Annotated in this window: 20 protein-coding genes; 14 read left to right on the top strand and 6 right to left on the bottom strand. The window is 52.0% G+C overall.

The window, feature by feature from the left end:
• Window positions 1-122 precede the first annotated feature (122 nt).
• Both KNP95_RS04215 and KNP95_RS04210 read left to right on the top strand, forming a co-directional pair.
• Entirely contained in the window at window positions 123-3,503 is a 3,381-nt protein-coding gene (locus KNP95_RS04215; protein ID WP_214835630.1) for an InlB B-repeat-containing protein, read from the top strand.
• A 91-nt stretch (window positions 3,504-3,594) separates the two neighbouring features.
• On the top strand, window positions 3,595-4,443 hold the full coding sequence (locus KNP95_RS04210; protein ID WP_029594780.1) for a MurR/RpiR family transcriptional regulator: 849 nt from the start codon (window positions 3,595-3,597) through the stop codon (window positions 4,441-4,443).
• 29 nt (window positions 4,444-4,472) lie between these two features.
• Here the strand turns inward: KNP95_RS04210 and KNP95_RS04205 are convergent, their stop codons facing one another.
• On the bottom strand, window positions 4,473-5,351 hold the full coding sequence (locus tag KNP95_RS04205; protein WP_214714365.1) for a manganese catalase: 879 nt from the start codon (window positions 5,349-5,351) through the stop codon (window positions 4,473-4,475).
• Window positions 5,352-5,552: 201 nt separating this feature from the next.
• Here KNP95_RS04205 and KNP95_RS04200 point away from each other — a divergent pair, with 201 nt between their 5' ends.
• The 6 genes from KNP95_RS04200 to KNP95_RS04175 all read left to right on the top strand — a co-directional run bounded on the left by KNP95_RS04200 (window position 5,553) and on the right by KNP95_RS04175 (window position 10,370).
• Window positions 5,553-5,948 carry a hypothetical protein gene (locus KNP95_RS04200; RefSeq protein WP_214835627.1) on the top strand — a complete coding sequence of 132 codons (396 nt, stop codon included), beginning with the start codon at window positions 5,553-5,555 and terminating at the stop codon, window positions 5,946-5,948.
• A 93-nt stretch (window positions 5,949-6,041) separates the two neighbouring features.
• Window positions 6,042-7,562: an FAD-dependent oxidoreductase gene (locus tag KNP95_RS04195; RefSeq protein ID WP_214835624.1), complete on the top strand. Its 1,521-nt coding sequence runs from the start codon at window positions 6,042-6,044 to the stop codon at window positions 7,560-7,562.
• A 214-nt stretch (window positions 7,563-7,776) separates the two neighbouring features.
• Window positions 7,777-8,163 carry a DUF2512 family protein gene (locus KNP95_RS04190; protein WP_214835621.1) on the top strand — a complete coding sequence of 129 codons (387 nt, stop codon included), beginning with the start codon at window positions 7,777-7,779 and terminating at the stop codon, window positions 8,161-8,163.
• Between the two features lie 15 nt (window positions 8,164-8,178).
• Window positions 8,179-8,379, top strand: coding sequence for a hypothetical protein (locus KNP95_RS04185; protein WP_029594786.1), 201 nt, complete (start codon window positions 8,179-8,181; stop codon window positions 8,377-8,379).
• Window positions 8,380-8,392: 13 nt separating this feature from the next.
• Window positions 8,393-8,689 carry a spore coat protein gene (locus KNP95_RS04180; RefSeq protein WP_058764647.1) on the top strand — a complete coding sequence of 99 codons (297 nt, stop codon included), beginning with the start codon at window positions 8,393-8,395 and terminating at the stop codon, window positions 8,687-8,689.
• An 88-nt stretch (window positions 8,690-8,777) separates the two neighbouring features.
• Window positions 8,778-10,370: an FMN-binding glutamate synthase family protein gene (locus tag KNP95_RS04175; protein WP_214835618.1), complete on the top strand. Its 1,593-nt coding sequence runs from the start codon at window positions 8,778-8,780 to the stop codon at window positions 10,368-10,370.
• A gap of 6 nt (window positions 10,371-10,376) precedes the next feature.
• Here the strand turns inward: KNP95_RS04175 and KNP95_RS04170 are convergent, their stop codons facing one another.
• Window positions 10,377-11,576, bottom strand: a complete 1,200-nt coding sequence (locus KNP95_RS04170; RefSeq protein ID WP_214835615.1) for an MDR family MFS transporter — start codon at window positions 11,574-11,576, stop codon at window positions 10,377-10,379.
• 271 nt (window positions 11,577-11,847) lie between these two features.
• On the opposite strand from KNP95_RS04170, the gene KNP95_RS04165 reads away from it, so the two are divergent.
• Entirely contained in the window at window positions 11,848-12,462 is a 615-nt protein-coding gene (locus KNP95_RS04165) for a flavodoxin family protein (protein ID WP_214835612.1), read from the top strand.
• 42 nt (window positions 12,463-12,504) lie between these two features.
• Here the strand turns inward: KNP95_RS04165 and KNP95_RS04160 are convergent, their stop codons facing one another.
• The 3 genes from KNP95_RS04160 to KNP95_RS04150 form a co-directional block, all read right to left on the bottom strand.
• Window positions 12,505-12,993, bottom strand: a complete 489-nt coding sequence (locus KNP95_RS04160) for a hypothetical protein (RefSeq protein ID WP_214835611.1) — start codon at window positions 12,991-12,993, stop codon at window positions 12,505-12,507.
• 207 nt (window positions 12,994-13,200) lie between these two features.
• Window positions 13,201-14,082, bottom strand: a complete 882-nt coding sequence (gene gnd / locus KNP95_RS04155) for a phosphogluconate dehydrogenase (NAD(+)-dependent, decarboxylating) (RefSeq protein ID WP_214835608.1) — start codon at window positions 14,080-14,082, stop codon at window positions 13,201-13,203.
• A 61-nt stretch (window positions 14,083-14,143) separates the two neighbouring features.
• Window positions 14,144-14,356 (bottom strand): hypothetical protein, encoded by a 213-nt coding sequence (locus KNP95_RS04150; protein WP_029594793.1) that lies wholly within the window; start codon window positions 14,354-14,356, stop codon window positions 14,144-14,146.
• A 435-nt stretch (window positions 14,357-14,791) separates the two neighbouring features.
• On the opposite strand from KNP95_RS04150, the gene KNP95_RS04145 reads away from it, so the two are divergent.
• The 5 genes from KNP95_RS04145 (at window position 14,792) to KNP95_RS04125 (ending at window position 19,445) form a co-directional block, all read left to right on the top strand.
• Complete coding sequence (locus tag KNP95_RS04145) at window positions 14,792-15,745, top strand: LCP family glycopolymer transferase (RefSeq protein WP_214835606.1); 954 nt, start codon at window positions 14,792-14,794, stop codon at window positions 15,743-15,745.
• Window positions 15,746-15,806: 61 nt separating this feature from the next.
• On the top strand, window positions 15,807-16,661 hold the full coding sequence (locus KNP95_RS04140; RefSeq protein WP_353048975.1) for a YihY/virulence factor BrkB family protein: 855 nt from the start codon (window positions 15,807-15,809) through the stop codon (window positions 16,659-16,661).
• A gap of 103 nt (window positions 16,662-16,764) precedes the next feature.
• Window positions 16,765-17,688 (top strand): LCP family glycopolymer transferase, encoded by a 924-nt coding sequence (locus KNP95_RS04135; protein WP_214835604.1) that lies wholly within the window; start codon window positions 16,765-16,767, stop codon window positions 17,686-17,688.
• Between the two features lie 81 nt (window positions 17,689-17,769).
• Entirely contained in the window at window positions 17,770-18,966 is a 1,197-nt protein-coding gene (locus KNP95_RS04130; RefSeq protein ID WP_214835603.1) for an alpha-amylase family glycosyl hydrolase, read from the top strand.
• A gap of 128 nt (window positions 18,967-19,094) precedes the next feature.
• Window positions 19,095-19,445: a hypothetical protein gene (locus tag KNP95_RS04125; protein ID WP_214835601.1), complete on the top strand. Its 351-nt coding sequence runs from the start codon at window positions 19,095-19,097 to the stop codon at window positions 19,443-19,445.
• 23 nt (window positions 19,446-19,468) lie between these two features.
• Here KNP95_RS04125 and galE read toward each other — a convergent pair whose 3' ends face one another.
• Complete coding sequence (gene galE / locus KNP95_RS04120; protein ID WP_214835599.1) at window positions 19,469-20,485, bottom strand: UDP-glucose 4-epimerase GalE; 1,017 nt, start codon at window positions 20,483-20,485, stop codon at window positions 19,469-19,471.
• Between the last annotated feature and the right edge of the window lie 15 nt (window positions 20,486-20,500).

Below are 20,500 nucleotides of genomic sequence, written 5' to 3'. Positions count from 1 at the left end.
GCACATTGAACTCAGCAAAATTGAAACAAAAGACGATTTGGAATATTTTTGAACAAAAGGTAAAACGCTACTTTCGGATTTACAATAGAACTATCTAACTATAAGAGAGTGAAAATCGACCTATGAAGAAGACCATCAATCTATTTATTTTGTTCATCTTAATGTGGGCAACGTTTGGAGTACGAGATGTGCAAGCCAGTACGGACATCCGCTATATTTATTCGGTAGATGATTTTAATCAAATCTCGAATCAGCTGAACGGGCATTATCGACTAATGAATGACTTGGATTTTAAGGGGACAGAACAGCTGCCGATCGGAACGAAGGATAAACCGTTTACCGGTGTTTTTGATGGGAATGGTTTCTCTGTCTCCAACTACCAATTACAACGAACCGATTCTATGACGCATATCGGATTGTTTGGTCATGCTAAAAATGCAACATTCCGTAATCTTTTCATTACGGAAACGCAACTAACGATTGGGATTGATAACAATTTAGAACTTTTTGGTGGTGCTCTTCTTGGACATGGCGAATCTGTCATGATGGAGAATATTCAAATTGATTCGTCTGTTTCTGTAACAATCGAACCGTTGTTCAAATCCACAGTGGGTGGTATCGCTGGGGAAATCAAAGGGACAAGTTTGAAGCCGTCTTTTGTACTGAACGTTTCGAATGAAGGGACGATCAGTGGGAAATATCGGATTGGTGGAATACTAGGAAGCGCATCTTACACGACGATTGAGTCTGCCAAAAATTATGGTGTCATCAAGGGGGGAGATTCAGCGGGAGGAATCGTTGGTTATTTGTCTCAAAGTAAGCTTTTCCAGGTAGAAAACGATGGTGACATCAAATCCACCCAATCGAGCGGAGGAATTGTCGGTAACGCTTCCTACTCGATTGTTGAAAAAGGATTGAATAAAGGTTTTGTTCAATCGAGTGGAAGTTGGAGTGATGTAGGGGGCATTATCGGGTTCATGAGGAAGACCAACTTGACGGACGCAAAAAACACAGGTAGTTTCTTTGGAAAAGGAAGCCAGACTGATATTGGCGGTTTGGTAGGGGATGCCGGCCAAGAAAGTATCATTCGTAATGGGATGAATCAGAGTGACATTGTCACATCAGATAGTTCGATTGGTGGAATCGTCGGAGAAGTTTCTCAATCGTTGATTCAGCAAACATACAATGAGGGAGACTTGTCAGGTTCTACTGGAGGCGGGATAAGCAGCGCAATTAGTAATTCAGTCATTCAGAACAGTTTCAATATCGGGAAAATACAAGGAAGTGTGACATCAGGTGGTCTGGTAGGCTATGCGTACCAAGATTCAAGAATCGAGTCATCGTATAATAGTGGCTTCGTAAGAAGATCTTATCTACATGGGGCATTGGCAGGGAAATACGAAGGGACCATGCAGGGCGTCTACGGCGTCACGCAATCTCGTTTAATAGGTGAAGGAGCAGCACAAGGACAAACCATTTCGCCTACTGCAACAGTCGTATCAGAACTCATGCCTCACTTCTCGTCGGCCGTTTGGGAGTTTTCTTCGGAGCATTATCCATTATTAAAGGACTTGGAGCGACCGACAGGAAAACAGCAATATCCAATCGTAGTGAAACAAATTAATTTAAAAAAGGCTACGTATCGCCAATATGAAGAGATTGATTTGACGGATGGACAAGCCTTGGTTGTGAGTAACACTGGAAAAGAAATATCCGTTCCGCTGAATGAGAGCATGTTGTGGCAGAATCACATACTTGAAAATACAGGAGAACAATCTGTCTTGTTTCAAATCTCAGGTCTCTCTAGTACAACGCAAGTCCAAGTGACACCTCGCTACCGAGCGATGTTCATGAATCATCAAAATGTTCAAATCGATGTTCAATATGTCGAACCTGATCAAAAGGCTCAACCGACTGTAATTCCAGATCGAGAAGGGTATACATTACAACAATGGACACCTGAATTTGAGCCTATGAGCAAGGATCAAATCTATAAACCAATCTATACAAAGAACACGTACAATATTCAGTTGAAAGACGGGGATCAGCTTATTGATACTGTACCTTTCTTCTACGGTGAACGTCTTTCATCGAAAATTCAAGAGCCTACGAAATCGAATCATTTTTTCATTGGTTGGTACAAAGATCAAGCGTTTACTGAGAAAATCGACTTATTTCAAAATGTGACAGAATCAATAGATTTGTATGCGCGATTTATACCTGCACCAGAAGTTACAAATTTGAAGGTGGTCTCAAAAGGTGGAGATGCCACCTTATCGTGGAACGGAACGGTCGGCACCACATTCTATTTCGTCGATGTCTCGAACGATCCCGACTTTGCAAGCTTTATACGTTATAAAGTAAACGAGCGAAACTATCATTTGTATCTTGCGCCAAAAGACACTCATTATATTCGAGTAAAACCGATACTTACACTTGAAAATCAAGATTGGGAAGGTTCTTCGAGTACCGTATTTCGGGATTCCCTTATCAAAAAAATTGAAGGAATCAAGATATCAGATGTCACATCGACATCAGTCAATCTCTCATGGAATCGACAAAACTATGATCATTTTTATGTGTATCGTGCAGTGGACAATGGCATGTTCAAACAAGTTGCTACTGTGAAAACAGCAGCCTGGGCTGATACGCGACTCGATCATCGCAAAGACTATCAATATAAAATTGTTGGTCATTTAAAATTAGACGAAACGGGAGGTTTGTTGAGCGAGGATAGCGATGTTGTTTCGGTTCGATTGAAGTTTCCTTATACGGGATCATGGGAAATCAATCCTATTGGAGAAAATAGTACGGTTGTGACGGGAAAGGCGCTTGAACCAAATGGACATGTGGAAGTATACAAAGGATCACAGCGACTTGGTCAAATGACGAAAATCATAAATGGATCTTACAAAGTAGTGATTCCTAAACAACCAGCAGGGACACTGCTAACCGTCAAGTTGTATCCTCATTCTATGTACGACGTCAGTATGAAAAAGGTTTATGTAAAAAAAATGCTACCTGCTTTCACTGTGTCTGCGCCAGCTGCCATGGACAAGGTTTTGACCGGTAAAGGGAAGCCTGGAGCAACTGTACGCGCCTACGTTGGATCGAACCCAATCAGTAAGTCAATCAAAATCGGAAGCAACGGGACATTCAAACTGACGATTACTTCACAAACTGGCGGTAGAGAGGTCCAAGTGAAAATGTCGCAATCCGGATACCTTGATCGCATAGTCAAAACTAAAGTGCTATACGTTTTCAAAACTTTCAAAATCGGAACAGTGAAATCAAGCCACACTTACATGGCGGGGAACGGCAACCGCGGTGCCAAGGTGCAAGCCTACGTAGGCACCAAGGCAATCAGTAAGCCGAGTACAGTCAATACAAAAGGTGCTTATCGTTTAACAATTCCGAAACAAAAGCAAGGGACCGTCATTAAGGTGAAAATGACTCAGAATGGTTATAAGACGCAAGATAAAACGATTAAAGTGATCAAGTGATGAATCAGAGGAGCGTTCGTATAAAACGTTCCTCTTTTCATTGCGGAATTTTTTTCGAAACGGTATCGTAAAAAGAAAAAGGGTGAGACATATGGAATCGATGAACGGCCTGGCCCGCATCCGTGGTGCCTATACGACACTCGGCAAGAAAGAGCAACGCATCGCCGACTATATCTTGAAACAGCCTGAACGCATCATCCACCATACGATCAATCAAGTCGCCGACGACCTCGACGTCGCTGAGTCGACCGTGTTCCGTTTCTGTCAGCGCGTCGGCTTCAAAGGCTATCAGGCGCTGAAAATCGCGCTCGCCACCGACGTTGTCGCACCGCTCCAAGACATTCATGAGGACATCTCGCAAGAAGACACGCCACTTGAGATTGCGGAGAAAATCTTCACGTCGAACGTGAAGACGCTCGAGGCGACACGACAAATCTTGGACGGGGCCTCACTCGATAAGTCGGTGGCGCTACTGTTGTCGGCCCGCCGCATCGAATTTTTCGGGAGCGGGGGCTCGGCCGTCATCGCGCTCGACGCGTATCATAAGTTCGTCCGGAGCGGGTTGTTCGTCACAGCGAACTTGGAATCGCATATGCAGCTCATGTCGGCGTCACAGCTGACGACCGACGACGTCGCCGTCCTCATCTCGCACTCGGGCGCCTCGAAAGACACGCTCGACGTCGCGAAAGTGTTGAACGAGCGCGGGGTGCCGACGATCGCCATCACAAACTATGCGAAGTCACCGCTCTCGAAACTGTGTGACGTCGCCCTTTATACCGTATCGCAAGAGACAGAGTTCCGTTCCGAGGCGCTCGCCTCGCGCATCGCCGAGCTCAGCCTGATTGACGCTTTGTTCACTGTCGTCATGATGCGCCGCGGGGAAGAAGGCCGAGAATCGCTCCAAAAAATGCGCGAAGCCATCTCGCTTCGACGCATGTGAAAAGGCTGACCCACGGGCCAGCCTTTTTCTTATTTCCGTTTGATTTGATCGGCGACTTTTTTGACAACTTTCTCGACACCACCCGGGGCATCCAAGTCATGATAGAGCGATTTGTCCGGAATTTCCATGACCGGCTTCTGGCCTTGCGGGGCCGGGTCGCTCAAGTAGACGAAGTCGCCGGCACCATCCGGCGCGCTGCCCGTCGCCCATTTGCCTTGGCTCGACTCATTGCCTTCCGACAAGTCCCAAAACTCTAGACCGTGTGGCTCAGCCTCTAGCTCATCCTTGGCAGTGAAGGTTGCTGGTACGATGACGCCGTTCTTCTGCTCAAGCTCATCGATGGCTGCCATCCATTGATATTGGTGATAGCGGTCACGGGCGAGCATCTTGCGGAACACTTTCCGGACCCCTTCGTCTTTCGTCATATGATAGAGACGGGCGACTTGAAGCCGTCCTTGCGTCTCAGCATGCAAGTTCGAGCGCATGTCGGCGAGCAAGTTCCCACTCGCGACGATATACGACCCGTTCCACGGCACCCCGTTCGAGTTCGTCGGTAGTCCGCCGAGCCCGCTGACAATCAAATGCTGGGGGTTCATCCCGCCAAGGATGGCTGCCGTCGCCGGGTCTTTGGCCGCCTCGGCCTGGTCGTCCGGTGACGCCCCGTCGAGCAGTTGCGAGATGAGGGCACAGAGCATCTCGACGTGGCCGATTTCCTCGGTCCCGATGTCCATAAGCATGTCCTTATACTTCTCTTCCCCGCGACAGTTGAAGCCTTGGAACAAGTACTGCATCATGACGGTCATTTCCCCGAATTGACCGCCGAGCACTTCTTGGATTTGACGGGCGAGCTGCGGATCCGGACGGTCGACGTTCACTTCGAACTGTAATTCCTTCTGATGGCGAAACATAGAACTCCTCCTTTGTTTGAACAACTGGTAAATGCACGACAAAGGTATAGTTCCACTATCAATATGTATAAAAACCTGGAATTTGAAAAAATTTACATATACAAGTAGGGGTATGGGTATCGTCTGAGGGTTACAATTGATTAAATCGTGGAATTAGTAGTAACAGATTGATTTTCGTCTATACAGAGAGGAACGACAGCTATGAACAACCTTGAATTCTTGACGACCGAACACTACGACGTGTTCAAACGGTTGGTCCAGCGCCTCCATAATCCCGGTGACGTCAAGAAAGAGTATTTCTCCGCCCTATACGTGATTGCCGGGAATGAGCGGGTGCGGAACCTCCTCTTGCCGTACATGGACCTTGAGCAAGGGAAAATCAGCACGGCGACCATCATCGACGACAACACGTTCGAGAAGCAGGATTTCATCCTCGTCAAACTCGTCATCCATTTGTATAACAACAAAGAATGGGTGCTCCCGACCGAGCTGATTACGTTACCTGAACCGGATTACCAGCTCGCGATGCAGGCGATCACGCTCTGTCGCGATCAACAATTCGATGAGGTGGTCATCCCGAGCGACCAAGAGACCTGAAGCAGGTCTCTTTTTTTTGTTTCTCGTTCCCAAATGAAGGGTAATTCATCCATGCATTCGAAACCGTTGGATTTTCCTGAAGGAGGGACACGTATGTTACAAGATTTTCCGAAATCGTATTGGCGCGATGTCGTCGTGAAGACGGTCAACCCGCTCAACGAAGACATCAACACCGAGGTCGTCGTAGTCGGGGCCGGCATCGTCGGCGTACTCGCCGCCTTGCAGTTGGTCGAACGTGGGAAGCAGGTCGTTTTAGTGGAAGCGGCACGTTTCGCGACCGGTACGACCGGTTATACGACGGCTAAAGTCTCGGCCCAGCATGGCGTCGTCTATACCGAACTGGTCAAATCGCTCGGGGAGGACAAAGCGCGGCTCTATTATGAGGCCAATATGGACGCGCTCCGTTTCCTCGAGGAGCAAGTCGACACGCTCAATATTGACTGTGACCTCGAGCGCCAGCACGCCTATATGTACGCCCACTCGTCCTCGAGCTCGGCGAAACTGCTCGAGAAAGAAGAAGAGGCATATGAAAAACTCGGAATCGACGGTGGTGACGCCACGGACGAAGTGAACGGTCTCTTGCCATACGACGTCAAGAAGGCGACCGTCATGCGCGACCAGCTTCAATTCCATCCGGTCAAATACTTACAAGGGTTGATGGACCGCTTCCTCGAACTTGGCGGGACGCTCTATGAGATGACGCGGGTGACGGGAATCGAGTACGGGACGCCACATCGACTCGAGACGATCACAGGTCACTCGATCGAGGCGCAAGATGTCGTCGTCGCGACCCATTTCCCGTTCAACGACTTCAAAGGTCTCTATTTTGCGAAGATGGAAGTCGAGCGCTCGTACGTCGTCTCGGCCGAGGTCGAGACGTTCCCGGAAGGCATGTTCATCAGCGTCGATAAACCAAGCCGTTCACTGCGGCACGTCAAACTCGACAACGGCAAGAAGATGGCCATGTTCGGGGGCGAGAACCATTTGACGGGTCATAAGGAAGAGACGATGTCCTGTTACGAGAAGCTCGGTGAGTTCGGGACCCGCCATTTCGGTGCCGAGACGTTCAGCCACCATTGGTCGGCCCAAGATTTGATCACGCTCGACAAAGTGCCGTACATCGGCCGAATGACGAACGATACGCCGCACGTCTTTGTCGCGGCCGGATTCTCGAAATGGGGAATGAGCCAAGGGATCGTGGCGGCCCGACTCATTGCCGACTTGGTCACGAATCAACCGAACCGCTATGAGGAGCTGTATGATCCGACACGTTCGAAATGGAAGCTTGCGGACGCGGCCCGATTCATCAAGACGAATGCCGATGTGGCCAAAGAACTCGTCAAAGGAAAATTGAAGCCGACGGACAAACGAGTGGATGAGCTCGGTCTCGATGAAGGTGCCATCGTCAAACATAATGGCGAACACGTCGCTGCCTATCGGGATCCCGAGGGACACGTCTCGATGGTCGGGTCGGCCTGTACGCACATGGGCTGTACGGTCAATTGGAACCAAGCCGAGCGCTCGTGGGACTGTCCGTGTCATGGCTCGCGTTTCAAACCGAACGGGGAAGTCATTGAAGGACCGGCCGTCAAATCCCTTCCGGACAAGGCATGAAATCAATTTGTAAATATTTCTAGAAAATCATGAGATCAAGTCATTACCGAAGCCGACTTGAGGTCCAGCATTTAACAGTCCACCTTTCCATTGTGATGGTTTGACTCTCATCATGTTCGTCCGATAATGATCGCTAAATTTTTTGTTTGAACGGGAGGACGAATGGAAACATGGTCCATGTACGAACGCCATCACGGGGAAAGGGTGAACGTCGATGCAAGTGAATCATGGAAAGGCACTGAGTCTCAAACTAGGGGCGTTGCTTGTCGTGTTTATCGCGGTCTTGACGCTCGGGTTTGATGTCCCATGGTACCACGCCGCTTGGATTTCGATTGCGGTCGGACTGATCGCTTATGGGGTGGGCGATATGTTCATCTTGCGGAAGTTCGGAAATCTGATCGCGACAGCGGCTGATTTCGGTCTCGTTTTCTTCTTGACGTGGTTCTTCCTGTGGATTTTAGATTTCGATATCGGCACGGAGACGAGCTTCGTCTTGCTCGCGCTTTACACGGCTCTTGTGACCGCCGTCGTCGAGTTTATCTTCCACGGATGGCTGCTCAAGCATAAACGAGAAGAAGCGCATGTCCATTCGACACGATGAAAAGGAGGAAGGAAGATGGCTAAAAACAAACTCGCGATTCATGAGGTGCTAGAGATTCATGAGATGTTGACCTTGAAACAAGCAGGGCTCGTCAAAGGGTATGTGAGCGAACCGCTCATCAAGGACGAAAAGCTTCAGAAGATCGCCCGGAAGCATTTGAAGAACACCGAACAAGCGATCAGTGAACTGAAACAATTGTTGCCGAATAAGGCGTAAGGAGGAGACACATATGGGAATCACCGAAAATTTGAAACGTGCCAGTAAGCAGCGGGACGAACTGATTGCGACCGATTTACTCATCACGGCGAAGTCGGCCGTTCGGGCCTATGCGGTGGCTGTGACCGAGACGGCGTCACCAGAAGTCCGGAAAGTGCTCATCCAGCAATTGAATCAAGCGATTGAAGACCATGCCGAGATCGCCGACTACATGATTAAAAACGACATGTATATGGCGTACGATATCGAAAAGCAGTTGAAGCACGACAAAGAAAAAGTCGACAAAGCGAGCAAATTGATCAAGAAGTGATGGCCGACGGAAACGTCGGTCTTTTTTCGTTTCAGGAATGGTGGCCCGTGGTATCGGATAAGGACTATACGTGAGGGAGGAGACACTCATGTCTGTAAATACGACGATGCTCGCCATCGTGCTCGTCCTGATGGTGTCGATGATTGCCGCCCCGTTCCTGTTCGTCTTCTATTTATGGCTCAAGGACCGCCATCAGCGTGAGCACTCCGTCCTCCGCAACTTCCCGATTCTCGGCAAGGTACGCTACATCTTGGAGAAGGTCGGGCCCGAGATGCGTCAATACTTGTTCTTGAACGACAACGAGGCGAAACCGTTCTCGCGAAACGACTATGAGGCGGCCGTTATTTCCGGGAAATATAAGTCGCGCATTATCGGGTTCGGCTCGGAGCGAGACTTCGAGCGGGGCGGGTTCTATCTGCAGAACGTGCTCTATCCGCCGAACCGGAACCAGCTCCGCATCGATAACAGCGAGACCGTGACGACGCATCTCTATCAAGTCGAGGAGGACAACCTGTTCACGCGGAAAGAGCGGATTGTCGAACGCGACGTCGGACCGTACTTATTGACAGAAGAGGACAGCATCGTCATCGGGAAACAGACGTGTCGGGAGCCGTTCCATGTCCGCGGTCTCGTCGGTCAGTCGGCGATGAGTTTTGGTTCGCTCGGCGAGAACGCCATCACGGCGCTGTCGATCGGACTCGGTCGGGCCAAAGGGACATGGATGAATACCGGCGAGGGTGGACTGTCGGACCATCATTTGAAAGGCGGGGTCGACCTCATCTGTCAAATCGGACCGGCACTGTTCGGCGTCCGGACCGAGGACGGGGCGTTCTCCGAAGCGGCGTTCAAAACGAAGAGTGAGATTCCGCAAGTGCGTGCCTTCGAGTTGAAGCTCGCCCAAGGTGCGAAGACGAGGGGCGGCCATATCGATGGCGCGAAAGTGACGGAAGAGATCGCCCGCATCCGGAACGTCAAGATCGGCGTCACAATCGACAGCCCGAACCGGTTCTCCGAGTTCAAAACGGACCGCGAACTGCTCGGCTTCATCGAACGGCTGCGGGACATCGGCGGCAAACCCGTTGGCATCAAGCTCGTCGTCGGACGCCTCGCAGACGTCGAGGCGCTCGTTTCAGAGATGGCGTCATCTGGGAAACACCCCGATTTCATCACGGTCGACGGCGGGGAAGGCGGGACCGGGGCGACATACCAAGAGCTCGCCGATTCGGTCGGACTGCCGTTGAAGGCGGCGCTCCCGTATGTGCATCAATTACTCTTGCAATATGGGATTCGTGACCGTATCACGTTGTTCGCTTCCGGCAAACTCGTCACGGCGGACAAAATCGCCGTCGCCCTCGCACTCGGGGCCGACTGCGTCAATATCGCTCGGGGGCTCATGTTCAACGTCGGCTGTATCCAGGCGCAAGTGTGTCATACGAACCGGTGCCCGGTCGGCGTGGCGACGACCGACCCGAAACTGCAGCACGCCCTCGTCGTCGACGAGAAGAGTTACCGCGTGACGAACTATATCATCTCGCTCCGCGAAGGGCTCTATAACATGACGGCCGCGGCCGGCCTCGATACGCCGACGAAGCTGTCGCTCGAGCATGTCGCTTACAAGTATCCCGACGGTCGGGTGAAGCGGGGCGAGGAATTATTCGATGGACAGGCGAAAGACGGATGACCGCGGTCATCCGTCTTGTTGTGTGAGCTGGTGGAACAGTTTGGCATACAGTCCCATCCCGATGAGCGCCGACAGCAAGATGAGCGTGAACACGGCGTACGGGGAGACGAAGCCCGAGGCGAGCACCGTCACCGGCGCGAGGAACTTGCCGATCGTGTTTTGGAGCGTATCGGCCGCGAGATATTGTCCGCGTGACTCGGTCGGCGCGTAGCGGCTGACGAAGCTTTGGCTGACCGGGGAGCGGATCAGTTCGCCGAACGTGAACAATGTCGTGACGACGAGCAAATACCAGATGTTCGACGAGAAGGCGACGAGGAACGTCCCGAAGCCGGCGAGGAACGTCGACAGCAGGAAGACGCGCCGTTCGTCCCACGCCCGGAACACGCGTGTGACCGGCATGATGAAGACGACGAACAAGAGCCCGTTATAGGCGACGAGCCAACCGAACAGGACCGTGTTCGAGACGTCGAACGTGACCGGGGCCTGTTCAATCAAATAGACTGGTACATACACGTCGAGCTGCATGATTGGAATCAAAGCGAACACGCCGGCAATCAAATAGAGGCGGAACAAGGGATCGCGCAGAATCGTCGCATACGAACGCCCTTGAGTGCGAAATGTCGTCGCGACCTTCTTTCCTGTCGAGCCCGGCCGTGTCTCACGGGTGAGCGCCGCGAGCAGCACTCCGTATCCGAATAGGACGAGGGCGCAGCCGAGGAGTAGCGCTTGGCGATTCTCGAAGAAGAGGACCGCCCCGAGAATCGGACCGAGCACGGCGCCGATATTGTTCGACGCCATGAACGTCGCGAACACATCCCGTAAATGTTCAGTCGGCACGAGGTCGGCGACCATGGCCGAGCTGGCTGGTTTATAGATGGCGCCCATGAAACCGATGCCGATATAGGTGACATAGTCGACGTAGGCGTTCGTCGAGAAGGCGAAGGCGAGGAACAAGAACCCTTGCGCGAACGTCCCGACGAGCATGACGGGACGGCGTCCGATTTCGTCCGCCAGCGAACCGCCGATTAAGCTACCGATTAGAAGAAACAGCGGCGGTACGGCCATGAGCAGACCGGCCAGCTCGACGCCGAGCGTTTGGGCGAAATAGACGGTGATGAACGGGAAGTACATCCAAAACAACAGGTTGAACAGGCCTTCGCCGAACAAGCGAACCTTCAGATTGAGGTCCCAGCGGTATGATTCCATCGTTGTGCTCCTTTCAAGAGTCTATCTCTACTGTATGGAGTCCAGCTGAGAAAGAATAGACTTATGTTGCGGGATTTGCTAAGCTAAAAATAGAAAAAGCGAATATATAGGCGCTTGTTTGCGCTGTACCATAAAACGAACATATGTTTGTTTAACCTTCTTAAAACGACCCGTCATCACATAGATGACGGGTCGTTTTTGACATACCATGACGATTATCCCTTCCTTAGACCGGGAACACCTAACTGTTGATCATCTAAGGAGGGATTCGATGAAAGCCTTATTCTTGAACTGCTCATTGAAAGGCGAGGGTACGACCTCGCACACGGAAGGGCTCATGAAAGATATCATCCCGCACTTCGACAAACTCGGGGTCGACTCGGAGATTGTCCGTGTCGTCGACTACAACGTCGCGTTTGGAGTGACGGAAGATGAAGGGGACGGGGACGAGTGGCCGCAAATCTTCGAGAAAGTGAAGGCCGCCGATATCTTAATCATCGGGACACCGCTTTGGCTCGGTGAGAAGAGTAGCGTCGCCACGCAAGTCATCGAGCGGCTGTACGGCGGAAGCGCCTTGACGAACGACAAAGGCCAGGCCATCTACTACAACAAAGTCGGCGGTGTCGTCGTGACGGGGAACGAGGACGGGGCGAAGCACGCCTGTGCCTCAATCTTGTACGGGCTATCCCATATCGGCTTCACCGTCCCGCCGAACGTCGACACGTATTGGGTCGGTGAGGCCGGTCCGGGCGACTCCTATATCGATGCCGGCCGCGACAACGCCTTCACGAAAAAGAACGGTCGTGTTATGGCTTACAACCTCTACCATTTCGCGAACCTACTGAAGCAGACGCCAATCCCGGCGGAAGGCAACGTCATGGAGTGAGGGACAGCGCGACAGCCCCTAGACATCTAGGGGCTGTTCACATTAGAACCTTGATCGGAGCTCGATCTTGCGGAACTCTTTCAGCAATAAAATCGAGATTTCGTCGATGAAATGATCCCCGACCCAGCATGGTTCAAAGTGGAGCCAATTCGCATACGAGTCCGGCTGGAGAATCAGAATCCCGTTCGACAGCCAAGCCGTTCGCGCCCGGGTCGCTACACCGTCAATATAAAACATGACGTAGATATCTTTCATTTCATGCAAATAAGTCACGTGCATCTCGACGCCGCGGCCATCCTCACACGTTCGTTTCAGCTTGAGCATGTGAATACGGGTGTGGACCAGAGCGTACGCCTCACATAAGAAGTACCCGCCATGCTCGAACGCATGGAACGCTTGGGCGACGAGTTTGTCAAAGCATGCCTCCATGTCCTGCCAGTTATGATTCCGTCTGCGGAACACGGGCCTGTCTCCTGGTTCATAAAGCTCTTTCGGGATGTAGACGTTATAGTCGTGAAGTTTACGCATCATGCCGGCTCCTTCTGTGTCACAAGATATGCTGCTCTTTCATCATACGCCTGCTGAAACGAAAAGAGTTTTACAGAAATTAGTACATTCAATCGCCAAATGTATAGAAATCCCATTCATATCAACGTTTGTTCGCATCGAGACGAGCGGATAACTGTCACAGTACAAAAAAACGTCGCCCGAGTTCGACTCGACCGACGCATACACCGATTATTTTTTCTCCACCGCATGCCCGCCGAACTCGTTCCGCAGGGCAGCGACGACTTTCCCGGAAAACGTGTCCTCTTCGAGCGAACGCTGCCGCATCATGAGCGACATCGCGATGACCGGTGCCGGTACCCCATACTCGAGCGCCGTCTCGACCGTCCATTTTCCTTCACCCGACGCATGCATGACCCCTTTAATCTCGTCGAGCTTCGCGTCCTTATGGAATGCGCTCTCGGTCAACTCCATCAGCCACGAGCGGACAACTGAGCCGTGGTTCCAGACGCGGGCGACTTGCTCGTGGTCGTACTCGAACGGGCTCTTCTCGAGAATCTCGAACCCTTCGGCGATGGCTTGCATCATCCCGTACTCGATGCCGTTATGGATCATCTTCAAGAAGTGGCCACTGCCACTCGGTCCGGCATACAAGTAGCCGTTATCCGTCGACACGTCGCGGAACAGTTCCTCGATTTTGCCGAACGCCTCCAAATCCCCACCGATCATCGTACAGGCGCCGTGTCGTGCCCCTTCCATACCACCACTCGTACCGACGTCAAAGAAGTAGATGAGCTTGTCCTTGAAGTGCTCGGCCCGCCGCATCGATTCCTTATAGTTCGAGTTGCCGCCGTCGATGACGATATCCCCCGGAGACAACAATGCATGTAGGTCGTTCAAGACATGCTCGTTCACGTCGCCCGCCGGTACCATCACCCAGATGACGCGTGGCGCTTTGAGCCCGTCGACGACTTCTTCGAGTGACTGTTTCGTTTCGAACTGGCTCGTCGACACGTTGCCCGGGTCGTAGCCGAGGACACGGTGCCCGCCGTCCGTCAAATTGAGTGCCAAGTTCAACCCCATCTTCCCAAGTCCGATCATCCCCAATTCCATATCGGTTCACCCCGTTCGTTGATTTGGTTTCCTTATAAGGGTTACCCGAAATGGATGGACTTCAAAAGAGGGGCGGGATGTCATCGATTCGATAGGCGAGAATCGAACCGACCTTCACTTGCTTGCCGTCACTCAATTCAACATAGTCATTGAGCGGGCTCGCCTCTTTCAACGTCTTCTCGAACGTGAACGCAGCCTCATGTTTTGACCCCCCGTACACGATGAACGAACAAGGCTCTTCCTTCTCTAAAAAGCACGTGACGACATAACGCATCTGCCGATTCCTCCAACCAATGAATGGATTTAAATTTACATTTTCATTACGAACAATACAATTATTACAAAAAATCATCCATTTGTCCCATAAAGGTTTTTGAATATAAGGAAACATACCTAAAAAACAGCGCATTCGACTAAATATTGACACGATTTCATATAGGTCCTAATCCAAAAGCAGGACCTTATACGTATGACTGAAATGTGATAACGGTTTCACCTCTAAAGAAGCGTGGTACTCTTACAAAGGAATGTCGACGAAACCCTAAACTTTTGATGAGGGAAATCCGATACTTAAAAACGAACGAATATTTCGACATCATTCGGCAATCATTTACCTTTTTTACAAATAATTTAAAAAGCCGCAATGTTTTGCGTGCTAAACTAAAACCTGGTCTATTTCATTCAAGGGTTCGAGGAAAGGTGTTATGTCATGGAAGAGCAAAAGAAAAAAAGAGTCAAGAAACGCCGGAGGAAGAATTCACCCGTCAAGCGCATCGCGATTATCGCGGGAATCGTAGTAGGGTTGTTCCTGCTCATCGGAGTCGGGGTAGCTACATATCTATACAATCAAGTCGATTCGACCGTCGAACGGTTGAACGAGTCGACGGGCCTCAGCCCGGAACGAATGACGACGGAAGCGATCAACGACAAGAAGCCGATCTCGGTCCTTCTCCTCGGCGTCGACCGTCGTGCCGACGAGCAAGGTCGCAGCGACTCAATCATCGTCATGACGCTCAACCCGAACACGGATCAAAGCGCGATGCTCAGCATCCCGCGTGACACGAAGACGGAAATCGTCGGCAAAGAGACTTCTGATAAGATCAACCACGCTTACGCGTTCGGTGGAGCCGAGATGGCACTCGACACGGTCGAGAACTTGCTCGACATCCCAATCGATTACGTGGCCGAAGTTGATATGAAGGGCTTCCAAGACACCGTCGACCTACTCGGCGGCGTCAACGTGACGAACAACTTGGCGTTCACGTCAGGTGAGCATACGTTCGAACCGGGCGCACTCACGCTCAACGGTTCAGAGGCGCTCGCGTACACGCGCATGCGCTACGACGACCCGAGCGGAGATTTCGGTCGCCAGGAGCGCCAACGTGATGTCATCACGGCGCTCGTCAATAAAGGCAAAGATGATTTCTCGATCTCGAAATTCAACAACATGCTCGACGTGCTCGGCAACAACGCCAAGACGAACATGACGTTCAAAGACATCCGGACGCTCTCGAGCGACTATATGGCTGCTTTCAAAAACCAAGACGTCCTTCGCCTCGAAGGAACGGGTGGGAAAGAAAGCGACGGCATCTATTACTGGAACCCGGACACTGCTTCACTTGAAGACGTGAAGTCGTATCTCGGACAATTGATGGAACAGTGACGCATCGCCTCATCCAATCGGATGGGGCGTTTTAATTTGTGCGATAATAAGAAGAAAAGGGGTGACCCGAGTGCTCGACCGCCTAATCCGCCTCGTCATTGACGTCCGCCATCGGTTCAAGGACCACCATATCAACGATTACAGCGCGACGCTCGCCTTCTTTTGGTTTCTCGCCATCTTCCCAACGTTCGTCCTCTTGTTCGCCGTCATGGCGTGGTTCGGGATTGACGATGCCTTGTTGATCGAACAGATCGAGATTCTCATTCCGGGTTCGAGCGTGCGCGACATACTGTCGATTGTCTATGACGTCAGCGGCAACATTAACGCCGGTCTCGTCTCGATCGGGGCCATCATCGCCGTCTGGTCGGCATCGAACGGGACGGCCCGCCTCGTCAAGCTGACCGTGTTCGCTTACGGGGAGACAGAAGCTCGGAGCTACGTCGTCCGCCGCTTGATTGGTTTGCTCACGCTCATCGCCTTCAGTATCGGTGCCGTCATCTTGATCGTGTTCCACATTTTCGGCCGCGAGTTCGTCGAGCTCATGTACACGTGGTTCCCGCGGCTTGAGGACTTCGACCGTTTGGCGACGCTTACGCGCTATACCGTATCGACCGTCATCCTCATCTTCGCATTCTCCATGTTCTATAAGATTGCCCCGCAACAACGCGTCCGTTTCATCGAGACGCTCCCGGGTGCCATCTTCGCCGTCATTTCTTGGCAGTTGCTGTCGACGGGTTACAGCGTCTATGTCGACCAGTTCTCGATGTTCGGGGACACGTACGGGACGATCGGTATCGTCATCTTGCTTCAAATTTGGCTCTACTTGACAGCGGCGACGATGCTGCTCGGGGCCGAGATCAATGCAGCCTGGCCCGACCATATGCGGCGTACCCGTTATAAGACACACTTCCCATGAAAATTGAAAAGATATGGTTAGCATTTTTTGACAACGTGCTATAATACAACACGTGAAGCGGGAATTATATCCATATCTAACGATTTTGAAAGCAGGTGCACGCATGGCGAGACATAAGAAGAAATCACGCTGGAAAAAGGTGTTGGCGATCACGCTCGGCGTCCTGACGATTTTCCTCGTCGCCGGTGGTCTGTTCGTCTGGTCGATGTACCGGGACGTCAACGAGACGGTGACGAAAGTGAATGACAATCTCGAAATCAGTCCGGAACGGAAACAAGTCGAGACGATCGAACAGAAGGAATCGGTGTCGGTGTTGTTACTTGGGATTGACCGCCGTGACGGGGAGCAGGGACGGAGTGACTCGATCATCGTCATGACGCTCAACCCGACGACGGACGAAGGGGCGATGCTCAGCATCCCACGCGATACGAAGACGGAGATCGTCGGCAAAGGCATGAACGATAAGATCAATCACGCCTACGCGTTCGGCGGGGCCGAGATGGCGATGGATTCGGTGGAAGCGCTCTTGGATATCCCGATCGACTACGTTGTCGAGGCGGACATGGAGGCGTTCACCGAGGTCGTTGACGCGCTCGGCGGCATCACGGTGACGAACAACTTCGCGTTTTCGTCGGACGGCTACTCGTACCCAGTCGGACAGGTCGATTTGAACGGGGCCTCGGCGTTGGCATACGCCCGTATGCGTTACGACGACCCAAACGGTGACTTCGGCCGTCAAGAGCGGCAACGCGCCGTCGTCGCGGCCATCGTCGAGAAGGGACGTTCTGACTTCTCGGTCGACAAAGTAACGAAGCTGCTCGACGTCGCCGGCAACCGGGCCAAGACAAACATCGAGTTCAATGAGCTCGTGGCGTTGTCGACGGACTATATGAAGGCGTTCCGCAACGCCAGCACGCTACGCATCGAAGGAGCGGGCGGTCTGGAATCGGACGGCATCTATTACTGGCATCCGAATGAAGCCTCACTCGCCGATGTCCAAGCCGAGCTACAGCGCTTGATGAACTGAGTCGTCCTTAGGGACGGCTTTTTTTGCGTTTGAAAATCTTGTATCGGTGGGACTGATAAAGAGACACTGAGGAGGGATCACATGCTTTGGGAAACTGTTGAACCGATCATCAACCGATTAGAGGATGACCATACATCAGAGGACTGGCAGGAGCTGTTCATGAAGTGGGATGGTCATCATTGGCACGACGGGGAAGGTGTGAGCGAGAAGACGAGCGTGCTCATGATGGACGCGAACGCCGTCACGACGGATGGGAGTCCCGACTTGGACGCACTCCATGACTTGTTGAAGGAACACGTCCAGGCGTCGATCAGCGACTTGTATCTCGTCTCGCTGTTCCCGTATCCGGCCAAACCGACCGATACGGCCATCAATCCGCGCATCCGATTATATGAGGACCTCGGACGCTTCAAGCATGAGTTCGAGCTCATGTACGATACGGAGCCTGACGTCTACAACGAGTTACAGTTCAATCTGCTCGAGGAGACGGACGCTTTCATCGAGCGGCTCGCCCAAGGCGCGACGAAACTGCGTGTCCACGTGCAGTCGTTCCGGGGGATGCCGGAAGAAAGCATCCAGCGCGTCATCGAATTGTGGCACGCGGTGCTCCATCACTATAAACCGAACGGCCAATTGATTCTCGCCTATGAAGGAGACGTTCAGGCACTCGGCTCATACATCAGCGTTGCCGATGCCATTTGTCACTTCGACCTCGCCTCGCATACGATGCTCGCCTTCGCGCAAGGTGACGCCAAGAAGTTGTCCGACTGGGCGAATCGGATCGAGGCGCCGGAAGCAGGGAAGACATACTTTAACTTCTTGTCGATTCACGAGCGTGACCCGTTCGAGAAAAATTTGATTGAGCCGAGCGTCGACATGATTCTCGCGGCTCACAGCATCCTATTCTCGCTTCAAGGTATCCCGACCGTTGATTATCGGACGCTGCTCGGCGTCCAGAATCCGGTCGACCATGACGCGCTCATTCAGGAGCTGAAGACGGACCCATATCGACTGCAAGTATTCTCTGGTATCATCAGCCAGTTGAATGTCAAACGGACACATACGGCCTTCTCGCCTTATGCTGAGCAGCGAATCGATACGTCCGACAAACGCGTCTTCACGGTCGAACGGAGAGGTGAAGGGGAGACACTCATGTTGTATACGAACGTCAGCCATGAGCCAGTCACCGTGAGAGCGAGCGGGACGAATCTCTTTACTGGTGAACCGGTCGAGACGATCGAACTCGAGGCCTATGGGTTTGTGTGGGTAAAATTTTAATAGGTCTTTTGGTTCAAAAGTGAAATATGTGAATTAGGTGTATTGACTCATGATTCGTTTGGTAGGAGAATGGATATAGAAGGAATTTCCATGACAAAATCCTACATACACCTAAGGAGCGAATTCCGATGGATCAATCACTATTCATCTATCTCTTCAGCATGACGCTACAATCATTCTTGTATTGGATGTTTGCGACGCTGTTTATCGCCCTGGCTGGCTACGTCGTCCTGTATATCGTGAACCGTGAAGTGGCGGCCGAGTACCGGACGCTATGGCGCAAAGGCTACTATTTGACGTTCGCGGCGTTCGTCTTGTTCGGCTTCATCGTCGGTGAGTTCACGTTTGACGCTGCCTGGGCGCTCGCCGGCATCGCCATCGTGATTGCCGTCCTCGACTTTGGGGTGCTCGTCACACCGGGTAAAGAACCAGAAATCATTGAAGTCGACATGACAAAACCCCTTACCGAAGAACAGTGATGTTCTCGTGTAAGGGGTTTTTCTTATGCCCGATAACCGTTCGGGTTGTTCGATTGCCAGTTCCAAGCGTCGCGGCACATGGCGCGGATGTCATGTTTCGCTTCCCAGCCGAGTACACGCTTCGACTTCGATGGATCGGCGAAGCACATGGCGATATCGCCTGGGCGGCGTGGTGTCACTTTGTATGGGACGTCTTTTCCACTTTCTGCTTCGAAGGCGTTAACAAGGTCGAGGACACTATAACCGGTCCCAGTCCCTAAGTTGAACGCCTCGGCGCCGGTGTGGTCCATGACGTAGTCGAGCGCTTTCAAGTGGCCCTCGGCCAAGTCGACGACGTGGATATAGTCGCGGACGCCGGTCCCGTCCGGTGTGTCGTAATCGTCACCGAACACACTCAGTTCGTTCAAGCGGCCGACGGCGACTTGCGTGATGTACGGCATCAAGTTGTTCGGGATATCGAACGGGTCTTCACCGATCTGCCCTGACTCGTGGGCGCCGATTGGATTGAAGTAGCGCAAAAGGGCGATGCTCCACGAAGGGTCGGAGATAGCGAGGTCGCGCATAATGTCTTCAATCATCAGCTTCGTCCGACCGTATGGGTTCGTCGCGCTGAGCGGGAACGACTCGTCAATCGGTGTCCGTTCCGGCATACCATATACGGTCGCCGATGAGCTGAAGACGATCCGTTTCACGTCGAACGCGTTCATCACTTCTAAAAGGACGGTCGTACCGACGACGTTGTTCTCGTAGTAGCGGAGCGGCTCCGATACCGATTCACCGACAGCTTTCAATCCGGCGAAGTGGATAACGGCATCGATTGTATGTGTCAAAAAAATTTGTTCGAGTAGTTCGCGGTCGAGGATATCGCCGAGATAGAACGTGACCGACTTTCCGGTCAATGCTTCAACGCGATCGAGCGCCTCGCGACGACTGTTCGATAAGTTGTCGACGACGATGACGTCGTGACCTGTTTCAAGCAACTGTAAGACGGTATGGGTGCCGATATAACCGGCACCGCCTGTGACTAAAATAGTGTTCATTATGAATAACCCCTT

The organism is Exiguobacterium sp. s36 (genome assembly GCF_018618345.1).
In the GTDB taxonomy this organism is placed as follows: Bacteria; Bacillota; Bacilli; order Exiguobacteriales; family Exiguobacteriaceae; genus Exiguobacterium; species Exiguobacterium chiriqhucha.
Note: the sequence above shows the minus strand (reverse complement) of the source record. Positions and strands in the feature narration are given on the sequence as shown.

What these genes read in the sequence shown, in the direction of transcription:
- KNP95_RS04215 (WP_214835630.1), top strand. Translation starts at nt 123, where the DNA reads ATGAAGAAGACCATCAATCTATTTATTTTGTTCATCTTAATGTGGGCA.
- KNP95_RS04210 (WP_029594780.1), top strand. Translation starts at nt 3,595, where the DNA reads ATGGAATCGATGAACGGCCTGGCCCGCATCCGTGGTGCCTATACGACA.
- KNP95_RS04205 (WP_214714365.1), bottom strand. Translation starts at nt 5,351, where the DNA reads ATGTTTCGCCATCAGAAGGAATTACAGTTCGAAGTGAACGTCGACCGT.
- KNP95_RS04200 (WP_214835627.1), top strand. Translation starts at nt 5,553, where the DNA reads ATGAACAACCTTGAATTCTTGACGACCGAACACTACGACGTGTTCAAA.
- KNP95_RS04195 (WP_214835624.1), top strand. Translation starts at nt 6,042, where the DNA reads ATGTTACAAGATTTTCCGAAATCGTATTGGCGCGATGTCGTCGTGAAG.
- KNP95_RS04190 (WP_214835621.1), top strand. Translation starts at nt 7,777, where the DNA reads ATGCAAGTGAATCATGGAAAGGCACTGAGTCTCAAACTAGGGGCGTTG.
- KNP95_RS04185 (WP_029594786.1), top strand. Translation starts at nt 8,179, where the DNA reads ATGGCTAAAAACAAACTCGCGATTCATGAGGTGCTAGAGATTCATGAG.
- KNP95_RS04180 (WP_058764647.1), top strand. Translation starts at nt 8,393, where the DNA reads ATGGGAATCACCGAAAATTTGAAACGTGCCAGTAAGCAGCGGGACGAA.
- KNP95_RS04175 (WP_214835618.1), top strand. Translation starts at nt 8,778, where the DNA reads ATGTCTGTAAATACGACGATGCTCGCCATCGTGCTCGTCCTGATGGTG.
- KNP95_RS04170 (WP_214835615.1), bottom strand. Translation starts at nt 11,576, where the DNA reads ATGGAATCATACCGCTGGGACCTCAATCTGAAGGTTCGCTTGTTCGGC.
- KNP95_RS04165 (WP_214835612.1), top strand. Translation starts at nt 11,848, where the DNA reads ATGAAAGCCTTATTCTTGAACTGCTCATTGAAAGGCGAGGGTACGACC.
- KNP95_RS04160 (WP_214835611.1), bottom strand. Translation starts at nt 12,993, where the DNA reads ATGATGCGTAAACTTCACGACTATAACGTCTACATCCCGAAAGAGCTT.
- gnd (WP_214835608.1), bottom strand. Translation starts at nt 14,082, where the DNA reads ATGGAATTGGGGATGATCGGACTTGGGAAGATGGGGTTGAACTTGGCA.
- KNP95_RS04150 (WP_029594793.1), bottom strand. Translation starts at nt 14,356, where the DNA reads ATGCGTTATGTCGTCACGTGCTTTTTAGAGAAGGAAGAGCCTTGTTCG.
- KNP95_RS04145 (WP_214835606.1), top strand. Translation starts at nt 14,792, where the DNA reads ATGGAAGAGCAAAAGAAAAAAAGAGTCAAGAAACGCCGGAGGAAGAAT.
- KNP95_RS04135 (WP_214835604.1), top strand. Translation starts at nt 16,765, where the DNA reads ATGGCGAGACATAAGAAGAAATCACGCTGGAAAAAGGTGTTGGCGATC.
- KNP95_RS04130 (WP_214835603.1), top strand. Translation starts at nt 17,770, where the DNA reads ATGCTTTGGGAAACTGTTGAACCGATCATCAACCGATTAGAGGATGAC.
- KNP95_RS04125 (WP_214835601.1), top strand. Translation starts at nt 19,095, where the DNA reads ATGGATCAATCACTATTCATCTATCTCTTCAGCATGACGCTACAATCA.
- galE (WP_214835599.1), bottom strand. Translation starts at nt 20,485, where the DNA reads ATGAACACTATTTTAGTCACAGGCGGTGCCGGTTATATCGGCACCCAT.